This window comes from Amycolatopsis sp. NPDC051372, from assembly GCF_040682095.1.
GTDB lineage: Bacteria > Actinomycetota > Actinomycetes > Mycobacteriales > Pseudonocardiaceae > Amycolatopsis.
Genome location: NZ_JBFBAF010000052.1, coordinates 42,945 through 57,622 on the forward strand (window position 1 = coordinate 42,945; position 14,678 = coordinate 57,622).

A 14,678-nucleotide genomic window follows, 5' to 3' on the forward strand; every position below is an offset into this window, starting at 1 on the left:
ACGAGATGGCAGACATCACCTTCGACCAGCTGCAGATCTCCTACGCCGGCAAGGGCGAGCCGTTCGTGGCGGTGAACGGGTTCGAAGCGCACGTGCGCGACGGCGAGTTCGTGACGATCGTGGGCGCCAGCGGCTGCGGCAAGAGCAGCGTGCTGCTGGCCGCCGACGGCCTGCTGCGGCCTTCCGGCGGACAGATCCGCATCGGCGAGAAGATCGTGACCAAACCCGGCCCCGACCGCGGGGTCGTGTTCCAGGACGCGTCGCTCATGCCGTGGCGCACGATCCTCGCGAACGTCGCGTTCGGACTCGAGATGCAGGGTGTCGACAAGGCGACGCGGCTGGACCGGGCCCGGCACTTCATCGAGCTGGTCGGCCTGGCCGGGCGTGAAGAGGCCCACCCGCACCAGCTCTCGGGCGGCATGCGCCAGCGCGTCGGCATCGCCCGCGCATTGGCCACCGACCCCGAGGTGCTGCTGATGGACGAGCCGTTCGGCGCGCTCGACGCGCAGACACGGGAGCTGATGGCCACCGAACTGCTGCGGATCTGGGACCTGGACCGGAAAACGGTGCTGTTCGTGACCCACGGCATCGACGAGGCGGTGTTCCTCGCCGACCGCGTGCTCGTGATGGGCGGCAGCCCCAGCCGCGTGGTCGAGGTGATGGAGATCGACCTGCCGCGCCCGCGCGACGCGGCGGTGCGGGCGAGCGAGGCGTTCGGCAAGTACCGCACGCACCTGGCCGAGCTGCTCTTCGGCGCGCAGGCCGGGGCGGCGGTGCCGTCATGACGCAGGGCTTGCGCACGCGACCGCCCCGCCCGGTGGCCGCGGCGCCGCCGAGCCGCGCGGTGGGCCTGCGCTGGCTGCCGCCGGTGCGGGCGCGGTTCGTGCTCGGCAGCGTCGTCGTGGTGCTCGCGCTGTGGCAGCTGGCCGCATCGACCGGCCTGGTCGACGTGCAGTTCACCAGCACCCCGGTGGCGATCGTCCAGGCCGGCGGCGACCTCCTGAGCTCGGGTGAGCTCTGGGAGAACGCGCAGACGACGCTCGTCGAGTTCTTCACGGGCTTTCTGCTCGCCGTCGTGGTCGGTGTGCCCGTGGGCATGCTGATGGGCTGGAAGCTGCGGATCCGCCAGACGCTGGAGCCGGCGCTGGTCGCCCTCTACGTGACGCCGTCGCTCGCGCTGCTGCCGCTGGTGGTGCTCGCGCTGGGCATCGGCGAGGCGTCGAAGATCGCGATGGTCTTCATCGAGGCCGTGATCACGATCGCGGTGAACGCCATGGCCGGCATCCGCGAGACGGACCCGAAGCTCGTGCAGGCCGCCCGCGCGTTCTGCGCCGGCGGCGGCGCGATGTTCGGCAAGATCCTGTTCCCCAGTGCGCTGCCGACGATCATGGCCGGGCTGCGCCTGGGTGCCGGACGCGGCGTGATCGCCGTGATCGTGGCCGAGCTGTACGGCGGTACGGACGGCGTCGGACAGCTGATCTCCACCTACGGCCAGAACTTCGACGTCGCCCCGCTGCTGTTCCTGACGCTCGTGGTCGGGATCTTCGGGTACATCGTGACTGCCCTGCTGCGCGTGCTCGGCAGCGTCGCCACGTCGTGGGAGAGGTGAACCGATGACCACCACTGTCAGTACCGCTGTGCGTCCCCCCACGCGGCGGCGGGTGCCCGAGAAGGCCATGCCGATCGTGCTCGGCGGCGGTTTCCTCGTGCTGGTCGCCATCCTGTGGCAGATCGCCGTGTGGGCCGGCCTCGTGAACCCGTTCCTGACGTCCTCCCCCGTGCTCATCGCGGGCTCGCTCGGCGACCAGATCGGCTCGGGCCTGCTGCTGCGCAGCCTCGGCACGAGTGCGCTGGAGCTGGTGATCGGCTTCGCGATGGCGGCTGTCGTCGGCGTTGTCATGGGACTGCTGATGGGCCGCTACCGCTACGTCGACTACGTGGTCGAACCGTACGTGTGGCTGCTCTACTCCGCCCCGATCATCGCGTTGTTCCCCTTGCTGGTGCTGATGTTCGGCCTCGGCAGCCCGACCGTCGTGGCCATCACGTTCCTGATGTCGGTGATCCCCGTGATCGTCAACTCCGCGCAGGGGGTGCGCAACGTCGACCCGAAGCTGATCCGCACCGCCGTGTCGTTCGGCGCGGGCGAGACGGCCTTGCTGCGCAAGGTGATCCTGCCCGCGTCGGTGCCGACGGTGATGGCCGGGCTGCGCCTGGGCGTGGGCCGCGGGCTCGTCGGCGTGGTCGTGGGCGAGTTCTTCGCGGGCGACGGCGGGATCGGCTACAACATCAGCTTCTTCGCCGGCCACCTCGGCACCACGGAGGTGCTCGCGTCGGTGTTCGTCGTGATCGTGGCCGGCGTCCTGCTCAACGTGGGCGCCCGCAAGCTCGAATCCCTCGCCGACTCCTGGCGCACCGAACTCCCCTGACCGCTTTCCAGGAAAGAGGTACCCCGTGAAGCAGATCGCCGCCGACATCGGCGGGACGTTCACCGACCTGACCGCCGTGGACGAGCACGGCGTCTTCAGCACCGCCAAGACCCTGACCACCCCGCACGACCACGCCCAGGGCGTGCTCGACGGGCTCGACAAGCTCGGCGCGCACCTGCCCGACACCGAACTGTTCCTGCACGGCTCCACCATCGCGATCAACACCGTGCTGCAGCGCGCCGGCGCCGCCACCGCGCTGATCACCACCGAGGGCTTCCGCGACGTCTACGAGATCGGCCGCGGCAACCGTTCCGAGCCGTACAACTTGTTCTTCGGCAAGCCCGACCCGCTGGTGCCCCGCCGGTTGCGACGCGAGGTGCGCGAGCGCGTGCTCGTGGACGGCAGTGTGCGCACGCCGCTCGACGTCGCCGCCGCGCGGGAGCTGATCACCGAGCTGAAGTCCTCGGGCGTGCAGTCCGTGGCCGTCTGCCTGCTGCACGCGTATGCCAACCCGGAGCACGAGCTCGAGCTGGGGCGGCTGTTCACCGAGCTGTGGCCCGAGGCGTACGTGACGCTGTCGCACCAGATCATGCGTGAGTACCGCGAGTACGAGCGCACGTCGACCGCGGTGCTCAACTCCTACGTCGGCCCGGTCGTGTCGCGTTACCTCGACTCGCTCACCACGCGGCTGGAGGCCCGCGGCTTCCGCGGCCGGCTGCTGATCATGCAGTCCAACGGCGGCATCATGTCCGTCGAGACCGCGCGGCAGAGCCCGGTCCGGATGATGGAGTCGGGCCCGGTCGCGGGTGTCATCGGCGCGTCGGCGCTGGCCGCCGGCCTCGACCTGCCGCGGCTGATCTCGTTCGACATGGGCGGCACCACGGCCAAGACCAGCCTGGTCAAGGACGGCCAGGTCGACATCAGCCCGGGCTACTTCATCGGCGGGTACGCGACCGGGCACCCGATGGCGCTGCCCGTGGTCAACATCGTCGAGGTCGGCTCCGGCGGCGGCAGCATCGCGTGGGTCGACCCCGCGGGCGCGCTCAAGGTCGGCCCCGTCAGCGCCGGTGCGGCACCCGGCCCCGCGTGTTACGGCCGCGGCGGCGACCGCCCGACCGTGACCGACGCCAACCTCGTGCTCGGCCGTCTCGGCGCGAGCCGGTTCCTCGGCGGCGAGATGCCGCTGGACAGCGCGGCTGCCGAAGCCGCGATCACGAAGCACGTCGCCGAACCGCTGGGCCTCGACCTGCTGGCCGCCGCGCGCGGGATCGTGACGATCGCCGACGCACAGATGTCGCTGGCCGTGCGCGCGGTTTCGGTGGAGAAGGGCGAAGACCCGCGCACGTTCGCGCTCGTGGCCACCGGCGGCGCCGGCCCGCTGCACGCCGTGTCCATCGCGCGTGAGCTCACCATCGGCACGGTCGTGGTTCCCGTGCTGCCCGGACAGTTCTCGGCCAAGGGCATGCTCTACTCCGAGGTGCGCCACGACCTCACGCGCACGCACCTGGCGAAGTTCGAACCGTCCACAGTGGAGCAGTACGCGATCACACTCAAGGCGCTCGGCGCCGAGGCGTGGGCGCGGCTGCGGGCGGACGTCGGCGAGCCGGCGACCGCGCCCGTGCTGCAGCACTTCCTCGAATTGCGCTACCAGGGCCAGGAGTTCACGATTCCCGTGCCGGTGCCCGAAGAGGGACTGTCCACAGCGAACCACGCGGCCGTGCGGGCGCTCTACGACGAGATGCACAACCGGCTCTACGGCCACCACGCGTCGGACGAGACGGTGGAGGCCGTCGGTGTCCGCACGGTGATCTCGCTACCGCTCGAAACGACCGCGGGCAACGCGGCCGAGGTCGAAACCGCCTCGGGCGAGCCGGAGCCGGTCGAGCACCGGCCCGTGGTGCTGCACGGCGGCGGCCCGGAACCCGTGTCCTGTCCCGTCTACGACCGTGAGGCGCTGCGGCCCGGCCACCGGATCACCGGTCCCGCCGTGGTGCAGGAAGCCACGTCCTCGGTCGTGTTCTACGCCGGCGACGTGCTCACCGTCGCGTCCGACCTTTCGCTCGTCGTCTCCGTGGGGAGCCCCGCATGAGGAACACCATCGACCCCGTCACGCTCGAAGTGGTCCGCTGCGCGCTCGTGGCGTACTCCGACGAGATGGCCACCGCGCTGCGCCGCGCCGCCTACAACCCGATGATCTTCGAGGTCCAGGACTACTGCGTGGGCCTGGTGGACACCGAGGGCGAGCTGATCGCCCAGAACCTCGGCGGCCTGCCGATCTTCCTGGCCGACCTCGGCGTCTCCGTGGCCGACGGCATCGAGCGCCACGGCCTCGAGGGCTTCGAACCCGGCGACGCGCTGGTGATGAACTACCCGTACGTCGCGGGTCAGCACCTCAACAACGTCGTGGTCTACACCCCGATCTTCGTCGACGGCAAGGTGGTGGCGTTCCCCGCGGTGCGCGCCCACTGGGTCGACATCGGCGGCTCGCGCATCGGCTTCGGCTCGACCGCCACCACCGACATCTACTCCGAGGGCCTGCAGCTGCGCTCGATCAAGGTGATGAAGGCCGGCGAGTGGGACGCCGACGTGATGCAGATCCTCAAGGACAACATCCGCATCCCCGAATCGTCGCTGGGTGACCTGCGCGCGGCCATCGCGGCCTGCCGCCTGGGCGAGCGTCGCATCGCCGAGCTGGCCGAGCGCTACGGCCTCGACACGGTGATGGCCTGCATCACCGAGATGCGCGATCAGTCGGAACGCTTGTCGCGCCACGCGGTCGCGCAGATGGCCGACGGCGAGTACACGGCGTCGGCGTGGATGGACAACGACGGCCAGGACCTCGACAAGCGCATCACGCTCGACCTCAAAGTGATCGTGAAGGGCGAAGAGCTCACGATCGACTTCTCCGACATCAACGAGCAGGTCAAGGGCCCGCTCAACTCCGGCAAGTCGGGCGGCGTCGCGGCCGCGCGAGTGGCGTTCAAAATGCTGACGTTGCCGACCCACCCGGTCGACGAGGGGTCCTTCCGCAACCTGCACGTGGTGCTGCCGGAAGGGAAACTGCTCAACGCCAAGTCCCCGGCCGCGCTGGGCCAGTGGAGCATTTCGCTGCCGACGGTGGTCGACACGATCATCCGCGCGCTGGCCGACGCGTTGCCCGACCAGGTGCCGGCCGCGCACAAGGGCGACATGTCCGGCTTCACCTTCCACGGCATCGACGAGAAGACCGGCTCGCGGTTCGTGTGCCTCAACATCAACGGCGGCGGCTGGGGCGGGCGCCCCGTCGGCGACGGCCCGAGCGCGTGCGTGTCGGTGTGCCAGGGCGACGTGCGCAACATCCCCATCGAGATCCAGGAAGCGCGTTACCCCTTGGTGTTCACGCGCCACGAGCTGCGCGCCGACAGCGGCGGCGCGGGCCGCCACCGCGGCGGGCTGGGCCTGGAGATCGACGTGGAGCCGCAGCAGGCGATGTTCACCAACATCGCCAACGAGCGCACGACCTGCCCGCCGTGGGGCCTGCGCGGCGGCCAGGCGGGCGCGGTCAACGACACGATCGTCACGCAGCCGGGCGGGCAGCCGGAGCACGTGAAGAAGCACACCGGGCTGGCGTTGCAGGCGGGGTCGAAGGTCACCTTCCGCACCGCGGGCGGCGGCGGTTGGGGTTCGCCGTCGGAGCGGCCGGCCGCGGACGTCGCCGAGGACGTGCGCGACGGCTTCGTGACGGCCGAGGCCGCGCGTGAGCTGTACGGCGTCGTGCTCACGGCCGACGGGCGGGTGGACGAGCCGTCGACCGGCCGGCTCCGGGCCACGCAGGCAGATGTCGCTCGTCGGTGAGCTCGCCGCGCGGGCGCACTCGGCCGGTTCCCGGCCGGTGCCGCCCGCGGTCCGGGCCGCCGTGCGAGCCCATCTGACCGACGCCGTCGGTGCCATGATCGCCGGCCACACCACGCTCGCCGGCTCGGTCGCCGGGCTCGCGCACACCCTGTCCGCGGAGTACGGCGCCGCGCGGCGGACCGCGTTCCTCGGCGGGGTGTACGCCCACGGCTGGGAAGCGGGTGACATCCACCGCGGTTCGGTGCTGTGCCCGGGGTGTGTGGTGTTGCCGGCGACGCTGGCGGTGGTGCCCTCGGCCGCGTCGGCTGAGGATTTCGAGCGGGCCTTCCTGGCCGGCTACGAGGTGGCGCTGGCCGCGGCGGCCGCGATCGGGGGCGAAGGGCTGATCCGGCGCGGGTGGTGGCCGACGGCTCTGCTGGCCCCGCTCGGCGGCGCGGCCGCGGCTTCGGTGCTCCTCGATCGGCCGCTCGCCGTGACCGCGTCGGCGATCGCGCTGGCCGCGCAGCACGCGGGCGGGTCGATCGCCGGTGCGACGGACCGGGCGGACGGCAAGTACCTGCTGGCCGGGTTCGCGGCGGAGCGCGCGGTGACGGCGTTCCTCGCGGCCGACTCCGGCTGGACGGGCCCGCTCGACATCCTCGACGACCCGCGTTCGCCGCTGCGGCGTTCGGAAGGCGCCTTGCCGGAGCCGTTCCTGCTGCCGGAGACGAGCCTGAAGCCCCACGCGGGGGCGAAACACCTGCAGGGTGCGATCGACGCCGTGCTGTCGTTGCGTCCTGGGGACGGCTGGTCCCGCTCGTCGGTGCGGCGGGTGAGGTGCCTGTTGCCGGCGCAGCTGGCCGGGATCGTCGACCGGCCGCCGCCGTTCGGCTCGGCGTTGAGCGCGTTGGGCAGCGCCCAGTTCGTGCTGGCCATCGCAGCGCTGCGGGGGCACTGCACGCCGTGGGACTTCGAGGACGGCGCGCTGCGCGACGAGGCCGTGCTGGAGCTGGCACGGGTCGTCGAGGTCGGATCGGCCGACGACCTCACGGCCGCGTACCCCGCCAAGTGGGGCGCGCGGGTGGAAATCACCACCGCGGCGGGGGCAGTATCGGCGGATCGGCTCGACGCGCGGGGAGACCCGGGGAACCCGTTGCCGGACAACGAGATCGTGGGCAAATTTGTCACGCTGGCCGAGCGCGAGCTGGGTCCGGCACGAGCCCGGATGGTCGCGGAGTCCTTGCTGGGCCCGGATCCCTCGACCGTGTCGGTGCTGCGCGAGCACGTGCTGCCGCTGCTCGGGGGTACGTTCGACAGGTCACCGGAGAACGCCGCGGCGGGCGTGAGAACAGGGGGTTCGTCCTGACCACCGACCGACCCGCACCCGACCTGAGCCGCGCGCCGACGCCACAGACGGTGCTGATGACGATGCTCGGCCGCTACTGCCTCGAGGAGAACCCCGAGATCGCCACCGCCGGGTACATCGACGTGCTCGCGCGGATCGGCGTGTCCGCGCACGCCACGCGGCTCACCGTGTCGCGGATGACCGAGCGCGGGCTGCTGGACCGCTCGCGCCAGGGCCGCGCGGCGTACTTCCGCGCGTCGGAGGTCGGGCTGCGGGTGGTGCGCGTGCAGCAGCAGCGGACGTTCCACGACACCGGCGAGGGGCCGCAACCGCCCGGCGCGTGGACGGTCCTGTGCTTCTCGCTGCCGGAGACGCACCGCAAGGAACGCCACCTGCTGCGGCGGAGCCTGGCGTGGGAGAGCTTCGGGCTGCTGCGCGACGGCGTGTGGCTCGCGCCGGGCGAGCGCGACGTGTCGGCCATCCTCGCGCAGCTGCCCGGCGCGGGCGTCGAGAAGCACGTCGAGGTGTTCACGGCGTACCCGAAGTTCGACGACGTGCAGGGGATGATCTCCCGCACGTGGCACCTCGACGAGCTGGCCGCGCGCTACGACCGGTTCCTGCGGTCCTGGGACGTGCCCGACCCCGTGCCCGAGGCGCTCGATGACCTCGGCCGCGACCTGATCCTGGCGTCGGCGTGGCGCCAGCTGCTGCGCGAGACCCCGCAACTGCCCGCCGAGCACCTGCCGGGCGACTGGCCGGCCGCGCGCTGCCACGAACTTTTCCGCACCCTGCACGAGAACTACCGCCCCGATGCCGACCGCATCTTCGCCGGCATCCTCGCCGAGCACCGGATGAGCTGAGGAGAATTTCGATGCGCGTGGTGGACACCCACTTCCACTGGTTCCCCCGGTCCCACTTCGAAACCATGGCGAATCGCGGCTCGTTTCCCCGCACCGAACGCGTGGGCGACGGCTACCGGTACCTGTACAACGAAGGCCGCGGCTTCATCCCCCTGCCGGCCGTCTGGTTCGACCTCGACGCGGGCTTCTCGGCGTCTTTCTCGGCAACCGGCCCCGACACCGTCGTGGTCTGCACCACCGGCGTCCTGGCGGGCATGCTCGATCAGATGCCGGCGGAGGATGCGCTGGACGAGGCGTACGCGTACAACGAGGAAATCGCTCGTGCGCAACGCCTGCACCCGGGCCGGTTCTTCGGCACGGCCGCGGTTCCGTTGCAGGACACGGCGATGGCGTTGAAGGTGCTGGACCACGCGGTGGGTTCGCTGGATCTGCGCGGGGTGAACCTGCCTTCGATGATCGGATCGGAAACCGTTGACGCTTCGCGCCTGGAGCCGTTTTACGAGCGGGTCGCGGAGCTCGACGTCCCCCTCATCGTGCACCCGACGGACCTCGCCTTCAACGAAGTCCTCACCGGCTACGCGGACGGCATCCAGCGGTCCATCGGCCGTCTGCTCGACTCCAGCGTGACGGTGCTGCGCCTCATCTTCAGCGGCATCATGGAACGCCACCCGACGCTCCGCGTCGTCCAGACCCATGCCGGTGGCCTGTTGCCCTACCAGGCCGGGCGCATCGACAAGAACGCCCGCATCGAAGGATTGCCGCGGCTGCCTTCGGAGTATTTGAAGCGGGTCTTCGTGGATACTGTGGCACCTCAGTCGTTGACCATCCGCACGGCGCTGGAGTACTACGGCGCGGACAACATCCTGTACGGCACGGACAACCCGTGCTGGAGCCCCCAGGCGGCGGTGTCGGTGCTGGACGAGTCGGCTTTGTCGGACGAGGTGCGGAGGAAGATCTACTCGACCAACGCGGAGTCGGTGTTCAGGCTGACGTGAGTCTCACCGCGGACCCCGGACGGTGAATCTCTCATCGAAAGGTGGTCGCATCGGGTGAACATGACACCGAGCGCTCCCCAGCAAAAATCTTCGCGTGCCAGAATCCTGACGGATTCCGCGCACACGGCGCACGAAGGCCAAGGCGCCGACCGCGCCGCCGTCGATGGGGAGGATACCTTGGGAAACAACGGAAAACGTCTGTTCCAGGGGTTAGCGGCAACAGCCGGCGCTGTCGCCCTGCTCATGACCGTGCCGTCGGCGGCCAGCGCAGCCCCAGTCCGCAACGGAATTTGCGAGGTCGGCGAATTCTGCCTGTACTACGGCTACGATCTATCCGGATCAGTGTCGGACTTCACCACGTCGATTCCGAATTACGGGAGTTCCCAGCCGGGTTGCTACGAATTCAAGAGCGACGACGTTGGCCAGCATCAGTGCGTGAAGAACAACGCACTTTCGGCATTCAACCAGACCAACCATGTGGTCAAGGTCTACTACAACAGCAACTACGGGGGTATCTCCGTCACCTTCCAGCCCGGTGAGGCACGAGACGGAGGCCTGGGCCCGCTCGACCGAGAGAACGCCTCGCACAAGTTCTTCTAGGGCGTGACCGGTAAGTGGTTGTGATCGTCAACGACGACGCCATCGACGGTCGCGGGCTGCCGATGTGGTTCCTGCTGACCCCGGGCCAGACCGGAGACGACCCGCAGCGCGATGACCAGATCGACCGCCGCGCGGCCACAGGCTCCCCCGGCGGGCGCCCACCCGCCTTCGACGCCCAGGTCTACAAGCAGCGCAACGTGGTCGAACGCTGCGTCAACCGGATCGGGTGACGGCGACGTTGCTGCCGCATCCCTCGACATGAGCCAGTTGCGCAGAGCCCTCAATCCCCCGAGTCGACAACCCCCTGATGTTCCCGCCCGTGTCGTAGAAGCGGGTCACGTATTCCTCCGGCGGGAGTGGGCTGTCGCGGAGCAAGGAGAAGACCTCGGCGCCAGGCGAAAGCTCGCCCGACTCTCTCAACGCGTAGGCCTGGGCGAAGTCGACATAGGTCACCCCGTTCTCCGAGGCATAACGACCAGCCTCGCGCTCCCCCAATTCGATGGCGGAGGCGAGGCTGGACGCACGCCAGAGGGTGATGCGTTCTTCGAAGGGCGAGCCACGCCACGAGTTCCACTGGAAAACGCAGCGGACGGCGTACCATTCCATCGTCAAACCCCTCAGATCTCCGCCAGAACCAGCCCACCCCGAGGCTTCGGAGTGAAGTAAGTCGCCTTCCGGGGCATGCGCAAGCCCGCCGCGTGGACCTTCAACACGGTCGAGAACTCGACGGGCGCCAGCTGCACCACCGCGTCGGCATCAGCCGGTGCAGGGCGGCCCGCCGGCAAGGGCTGCACGTGCGGGCCGTCCAGATCCAAACCGAGAGCCTCATCGAACAGCAGCCGCTCCACCACGGCGTGATCGATCGTCAGCTCGTCGGCCGGAGGAAGCACCACCCGCAGCGTCGACGGCCGAGCCAGCACCACCGCCGAACCCGAAACAGCGGGCGGAGTGCCGTCGAGGACCTCCGAAACCTCCAGCCCCACCCCACGCCAAGCCGAAGCCAACGCATCGGACGTCAACCCCGTCCCCGTCAGCACCCGGTGGATGGCCCCGATCCGCAACCGCGGCCCGCCGGTCACCAAAGCCAGCAGCGCACCCGTCTGCGCAGCCGCGGCCACGCGGTGATTCCCGTCGGCGACCAGAAGATCCGCGGCCGACGCGGCCCCCACCAACCGTTCCTGCAAAGTCCCCGACGGAACCACCCACAGCTCGTGCCGGCGCCCCGACTGATCCACAGTGGACACGTCCGGCGGCCCCAGTCCCGCGCACGCCGCCTCCACCGCCGCGGTCAGCGCCTCGCCTCCGGACGACGGCACCAGCAGCGCCGCACTCGTCGCGGTGCCCAGCCCGGCCAGCACCGCGGCGCGCTCGGCCACCACGTGTGGGTAGACCTCCTCCGTGTGGCGCACGTGTGACCCGCCCGCCGTCAGCTCGCGGACGTCGACCAGGCACAGCACGCCCACCGCCACACCGTCCGGACCCGAGATGCGGTACGGCGCGACGAACCCCGCCACCGACCGGTAGTGCCGCGCCCGGATGCGGGCCAGCGCGGCCCGCGCGGAAGGCAGCGCGGCGGCCAGGTCGAGGCCCCGCGCCAACGCCGCAGGCGTCCGCGCCGGGTGCTGCACCGCCAGCAGCGTGTCGCCCGCCGCGACGGGGGACGCGAGGGCCGTGACCACCGCGTCGGGCTCCGCGAACTCGTCGACGTCCGGGCCCGGCACCTCGCCGCGCACCACCCACCCGCGGCGGATCGGCCGCACCCACGTGTCCATCCCCTCATCATGGCTGGCCCGCCAAGGCTGTCCGACGGTCACTCGTTCGTGAAATGCTTACCGTTGCGAAACAGTTGTCCCGGCCCCTGGGAACCCCGAGGAGACCCCGCCGATGAGCACCCCCGCCGAGACGCCGGCGCCCACGAAAAAGGCCGTCGGCCTGCGCTCCGAACGCGGGCCGGTGCTCGCGGCGGTGATGCTGAGCACCGGGCTGGTCGCGCTCGACAGCACGATCATCGCCACGGCCGTGCCCTCGGTGGTCGGCGACCTGGGCGGATTCTCGCAATTCCCGTGGCTGTTCTCGGTCTACCTGCTCACCCAGGCGGTCACCGTGCCGCTCTACGGCAAGTTCGCCGACGTCCTCGGCCGCCGGCCGGTGATGTTCTTCGGCATCGCCGTGTTCCTGCTCGGCTCGGTGCTGTGCGGCGCGGCCTGGAGCATGCCGGTGCTCATCGCCGCGCGCGCCCTGCAAGGCGTCGGCGCCGGGGCCGTGCAGCCGATCAGCATGACGATGGTCGGCGACCTGTACACCGTCGAGGAACGCGCCCGGGTGCAGGGTTACGTGGCCGGTGTGTGGGCCGTCGCGTCCGTGCTCGGCCCGGCACTGGGCGGCGTGTTCTCCGAGTTCCTCAGCTGGCGCTGGATCTTCTTCGTGAACCTGCCGCTGGGCGCGATCGCCGCCTGGATGCTGTACCGCAAGTTCGCCGAACGCGTCGAGCGCACGCGCCACCGCATCGACTACGCGGGCGCCGGCCTGCTCATCACCGGCTGCACACTGCTGATCCTGGGGCTGCTGGAAGGTGGTGTGGCCTGGGGCTGGGGCTCGGTGGTGGGCGTGCTCATCTTCGTCGCCTCCGCGGCGGCGCTGGTCGGGTTCGTGCTGGTCGAACGCCATGCGGCCGAGCCCGTGCTGCCGCTGTGGGTGTTCACCAGGCGCACCCTCGTGGGCGGCACGCTGGTGGCCCTCGTCGTCGGCGCGACCCTGATGGGGCTCAGCTCGTTCCTGCCGACCTACGCGCAAGGCGTGCTCGGCCACGACGCCCTCACGGCCGGGTTCGCCCTGGCCGCCCTCACCGTCGGCTGGCCGATCGCCGCGTCGCTGTCCGGACGGCTCTACATGCGGATCGGGTTCCGCGACACCGCGTTCATCGGCGCCGGGCTCATCATCGTCGGCGTCGTGCTCACCACGCTGCTCGGCGAGAACACCTCGCTCTGGAACGTGGCCGGCGCCGCGTTCGTCGTCGGCGCGGGCCTCGGCCTGGCGTCGAGCCCCACGATCGTGGCCAGCCAGTCGAGCGTCGGCTGGGAACGCCGCGGCGTGGTCACGGCCACGAACATGTTCGGCCGCTCGCTGGGCAGCGCGCTCGGCGCGGCGGTGTTCGGCGCGATCGCCAACTCCACCCTCGCCGACCGCTTCGCCCACCCGCCCGCCGCCGTCGCCGGGCGCCTGCCCGACAGCGCCGACGCGACCAGCCTGGTCCTCGGCCAGAACGACCACTCGGCGGCCGCGGAGTACGTGCGCCAGTCGCTGACGGGCGCCACGCACAACGTGTTCGTGGCGATCGCTGCCGTCGCCGCGCTCAGCATCGTCGCGCTGGCCCTGATGCCGCGCGAGACGGAGCAGCTGCAGTTCTAGTTCTGGAGCGGCAGCAGCTCGCGGTGCAAACCGTCGAGGAACCGCCGGTAGTCGCCCGAATGCCCGGGCCGGATCACGAACTTCGACAGCCCCGCGTCGATGTGCTGCTCCAGCAGGCGCCGCGCCTCGGCCCAGCTCGTGGCCACGAGCTCGGTCACGGGCGTGCCGGGCCGGCGCTTCGCGGCGACCTCCAGCATCCGGTCGGGCATCCCCTCGCTCGCCACCAGCAGGCTGAGGCCGAAGTGGTCGGGCTCGATCTCGCGCCCGGCCTCGGCGGCGGCGTCCTGGATCGCGATGCGCGCGGCTCGCGCCTGCTCAGGTGAGTGGAAGCTGCCGAGCCAGCCGTCGGACAGTCGCCCGGCGCGGCGCAACGCCGCGGGCGCACTGCCGCCGAGCCACACATCGAGGCGTTTGGCCGGACGCGGCCCGATCGTCACGCCGTCGACCTGGTAGAACTCGCCGGCGAAGTGCACGTCGTCCTGCTCCAGGAGCAGCCGCAGCAGGGTGAGGGCCTCGTCGAACACCGCCGCGCGCGGGCCGGGCACGGGGAACAACGCGTGCTCGGCTGCGTTCGCCGGCCGCAACCCGAACACCGGCAGCACACGCTTCGGCGCCAGCCCGGCCAGCGTCACCAGCTGCTTCGCCACGAGCACCGGGTGACGGCCAGGCAGGATCGCGACGCCCGTGCCCACCTTGAGGTTCGTGGTGCGCGCGAGCGCGTGCGCCATCCCGATCAGCGGGTCGGCCTCCGGCGCGTAGACCAGCTCCGAAAGCCACAGCGAGTCGATTCCGGCCGCCTCCAGCGTCTCCGCCAGCCCCGCGAACTCCGCGGGCCCGGTCCCCGGCGCCGGCGCCACCCCCACCCGAATCTTCAGTTCCTCGCCCACCCGTGCTCCTTCCGCAGTCGTCCTCAAAGCCAACACGCGAAGGCCCGCCCGGTATGCCCGCAGGAAGAAGGCCCTCTCCCGGATGGGGGCCGGAAGGAGGCCTTCTGCCCGGTCGGGCCGGTGTCCACGCCGGCCGCGTTCCGAGCCCGCTCATCGTGGAAGAGGGGCGTACAAGAGCCGTATATTTTGCTGGATCTTTGGCCTCGGCTCCGCCGAGGCGTGCGAGATCGCCTTTGAGCCGGCTTCCGGATGGGGCGGTCGGATCGGCCGGGGGCCGATCGCACCGCCCCTACTGCTTCACCTCGACGATCTCGAGACGGGGGATCGGGAACACGAGCCGCCCG

The 14,678-nt window shown here is 70.8% G+C and carries 13 protein-coding genes and 1 pseudogene; 11 read left to right on the plus strand and 3 right to left on the minus strand.

Features of this window, described 5'->3' with window-relative positions; all coding sequences use genetic code 11:
• Positions 1 to 5: 5 nt before the first annotated feature.
• The 10 genes and pseudogenes from AB0M56_RS46995 to AB0M56_RS47040 all read left to right on the plus strand — a co-directional run.
• A complete protein-coding gene (locus AB0M56_RS46995) occupies positions 6 to 785 on the plus strand; it encodes an ABC transporter ATP-binding protein (RefSeq protein WP_364189106.1) in 780 nt (259 codons plus the stop codon).
• Positions 782 to 1,609, plus strand: coding sequence for an ABC transporter permease (locus AB0M56_RS47000; RefSeq protein ID WP_364189109.1), 828 nt, complete (start codon positions 782 to 784; stop codon positions 1,607 to 1,609). The genes AB0M56_RS46995 and AB0M56_RS47000 overlap by 4 nt, the downstream gene beginning before the upstream one ends.
• Before the next feature lie 4 nt (positions 1,610 to 1,613).
• Entirely contained in the window at positions 1,614 to 2,426 is an 813-nt protein-coding gene (locus AB0M56_RS47005) for an ABC transporter permease (RefSeq protein WP_364189112.1), read from the plus strand.
• Positions 2,427 to 2,451: 25 nt separating this feature from the next.
• Positions 2,452 to 4,515 carry a hydantoinase/oxoprolinase family protein gene (locus AB0M56_RS47010; RefSeq protein WP_364189114.1) on the plus strand — a complete coding sequence of 688 codons (2,064 nt, stop codon included), beginning with the start codon at positions 2,452 to 2,454 and terminating at the stop codon, positions 4,513 to 4,515.
• Positions 4,512 to 6,260, plus strand: coding sequence for a hydantoinase B/oxoprolinase family protein (locus tag AB0M56_RS47015; RefSeq protein ID WP_220238888.1), 1,749 nt, complete (start codon positions 4,512 to 4,514; stop codon positions 6,258 to 6,260). The genes AB0M56_RS47010 and AB0M56_RS47015 overlap by 4 nt, the downstream gene beginning before the upstream one ends.
• Positions 6,244 to 7,605, plus strand: coding sequence for an MmgE/PrpD family protein (locus AB0M56_RS47020; RefSeq protein ID WP_364189118.1), 1,362 nt, complete (start codon positions 6,244 to 6,246; stop codon positions 7,603 to 7,605). The genes AB0M56_RS47015 and AB0M56_RS47020 overlap by 17 nt, the downstream gene beginning before the upstream one ends.
• Before the next feature lie 56 nt (positions 7,606 to 7,661).
• The gene (locus tag AB0M56_RS47025; protein ID WP_364189121.1) at positions 7,662 to 8,444 is read left to right on the plus strand and encodes a PaaX family transcriptional regulator C-terminal domain-containing protein; all 783 of its coding nucleotides are present in this window, start codon (positions 7,662 to 7,664) and stop codon (positions 8,442 to 8,444) included.
• 11 nt (positions 8,445 to 8,455) lie between these two features.
• On the plus strand, positions 8,456 to 9,439 hold the full coding sequence (locus AB0M56_RS47030; RefSeq protein WP_364189124.1) for an amidohydrolase family protein: 984 nt from the start codon (positions 8,456 to 8,458) through the stop codon (positions 9,437 to 9,439).
• A 60-nt stretch (positions 9,440 to 9,499) separates the two neighbouring features.
• Positions 9,500 to 10,039 (plus strand): peptidase inhibitor family I36 protein, encoded by a 540-nt coding sequence (locus AB0M56_RS47035; RefSeq protein WP_364189140.1) that lies wholly within the window; start codon positions 9,500 to 9,502, stop codon positions 10,037 to 10,039.
• A 107-nt stretch (positions 10,040 to 10,146) separates the two neighbouring features.
• Positions 10,147 to 10,263: pseudogene (locus AB0M56_RS47040) on the plus strand (IS5/IS1182 family transposase); the annotation flags it as partial.
• Here the strand turns inward: AB0M56_RS47040 and AB0M56_RS47045 are convergent.
• Both AB0M56_RS47045 and AB0M56_RS47050 read right to left on the minus strand, forming a co-directional pair.
• On the minus strand, positions 10,253 to 10,645 hold the full coding sequence (locus AB0M56_RS47045) for a hypothetical protein (RefSeq protein ID WP_364189127.1): 393 nt from the start codon (positions 10,643 to 10,645) through the stop codon (positions 10,253 to 10,255). The pseudogene AB0M56_RS47040 and the gene AB0M56_RS47045 overlap by 11 nt on opposite strands.
• Before the next feature lie 11 nt (positions 10,646 to 10,656).
• The gene (locus tag AB0M56_RS47050; RefSeq protein ID WP_364189130.1) at positions 10,657 to 11,811 is read right to left on the minus strand and encodes a DUF1015 family protein; all 1,155 of its coding nucleotides are present in this window, start codon (positions 11,809 to 11,811) and stop codon (positions 10,657 to 10,659) included.
• A 112-nt stretch (positions 11,812 to 11,923) separates the two neighbouring features.
• Between AB0M56_RS47050 and AB0M56_RS47055 the strand changes: the two genes are divergently transcribed.
• Complete coding sequence (locus tag AB0M56_RS47055) at positions 11,924 to 13,447, plus strand: MDR family MFS transporter (RefSeq protein ID WP_364189133.1); 1,524 nt, start codon at positions 11,924 to 11,926, stop codon at positions 13,445 to 13,447.
• Here the strand turns inward: AB0M56_RS47055 and AB0M56_RS47060 are convergent.
• Positions 13,444 to 14,334: a TIGR03854 family LLM class F420-dependent oxidoreductase gene (locus tag AB0M56_RS47060; protein ID WP_364189135.1), complete on the minus strand. Its 891-nt coding sequence runs from the start codon at positions 14,332 to 14,334 to the stop codon at positions 13,444 to 13,446. The two genes, AB0M56_RS47055 and AB0M56_RS47060, sit on opposite strands and share 4 nt — an antisense overlap.
• Between the last annotated feature and the right edge of the window lie 344 nt (positions 14,335 to 14,678).

Coding starts and splice junctions, on each gene's coding strand:
- AB0M56_RS46995 (WP_364189106.1), top strand. CDS start 6: ATGGCAGACATCACCTTCGACCAGCTGCAGATCTCCTACGCCGGCAAG.
- AB0M56_RS47000 (WP_364189109.1), top strand. CDS start 782: ATGACGCAGGGCTTGCGCACGCGACCGCCCCGCCCGGTGGCCGCGGCG.
- AB0M56_RS47005 (WP_364189112.1), top strand. CDS start 1,614: ATGACCACCACTGTCAGTACCGCTGTGCGTCCCCCCACGCGGCGGCGG.
- AB0M56_RS47015 (WP_220238888.1), top strand. CDS start 4,512: ATGAGGAACACCATCGACCCCGTCACGCTCGAAGTGGTCCGCTGCGCG.
- AB0M56_RS47020 (WP_364189118.1), top strand. CDS start 6,244: ATGTCGCTCGTCGGTGAGCTCGCCGCGCGGGCGCACTCGGCCGGTTCC.
- AB0M56_RS47025 (WP_364189121.1), top strand. CDS start 7,662: ATGACGATGCTCGGCCGCTACTGCCTCGAGGAGAACCCCGAGATCGCC.
- AB0M56_RS47030 (WP_364189124.1), top strand. CDS start 8,456: ATGCGCGTGGTGGACACCCACTTCCACTGGTTCCCCCGGTCCCACTTC.
- AB0M56_RS47035 (WP_364189140.1), top strand. CDS start 9,500: ATGACACCGAGCGCTCCCCAGCAAAAATCTTCGCGTGCCAGAATCCTG.
- AB0M56_RS47045 (WP_364189127.1), bottom strand. CDS start 10,645: ATGGAATGGTACGCCGTCCGCTGCGTTTTCCAGTGGAACTCGTGGCGT.
- AB0M56_RS47050 (WP_364189130.1), bottom strand. CDS start 11,811: ATGGACACGTGGGTGCGGCCGATCCGCCGCGGGTGGGTGGTGCGCGGC.
- AB0M56_RS47055 (WP_364189133.1), top strand. CDS start 11,924: ATGAGCACCCCCGCCGAGACGCCGGCGCCCACGAAAAAGGCCGTCGGC.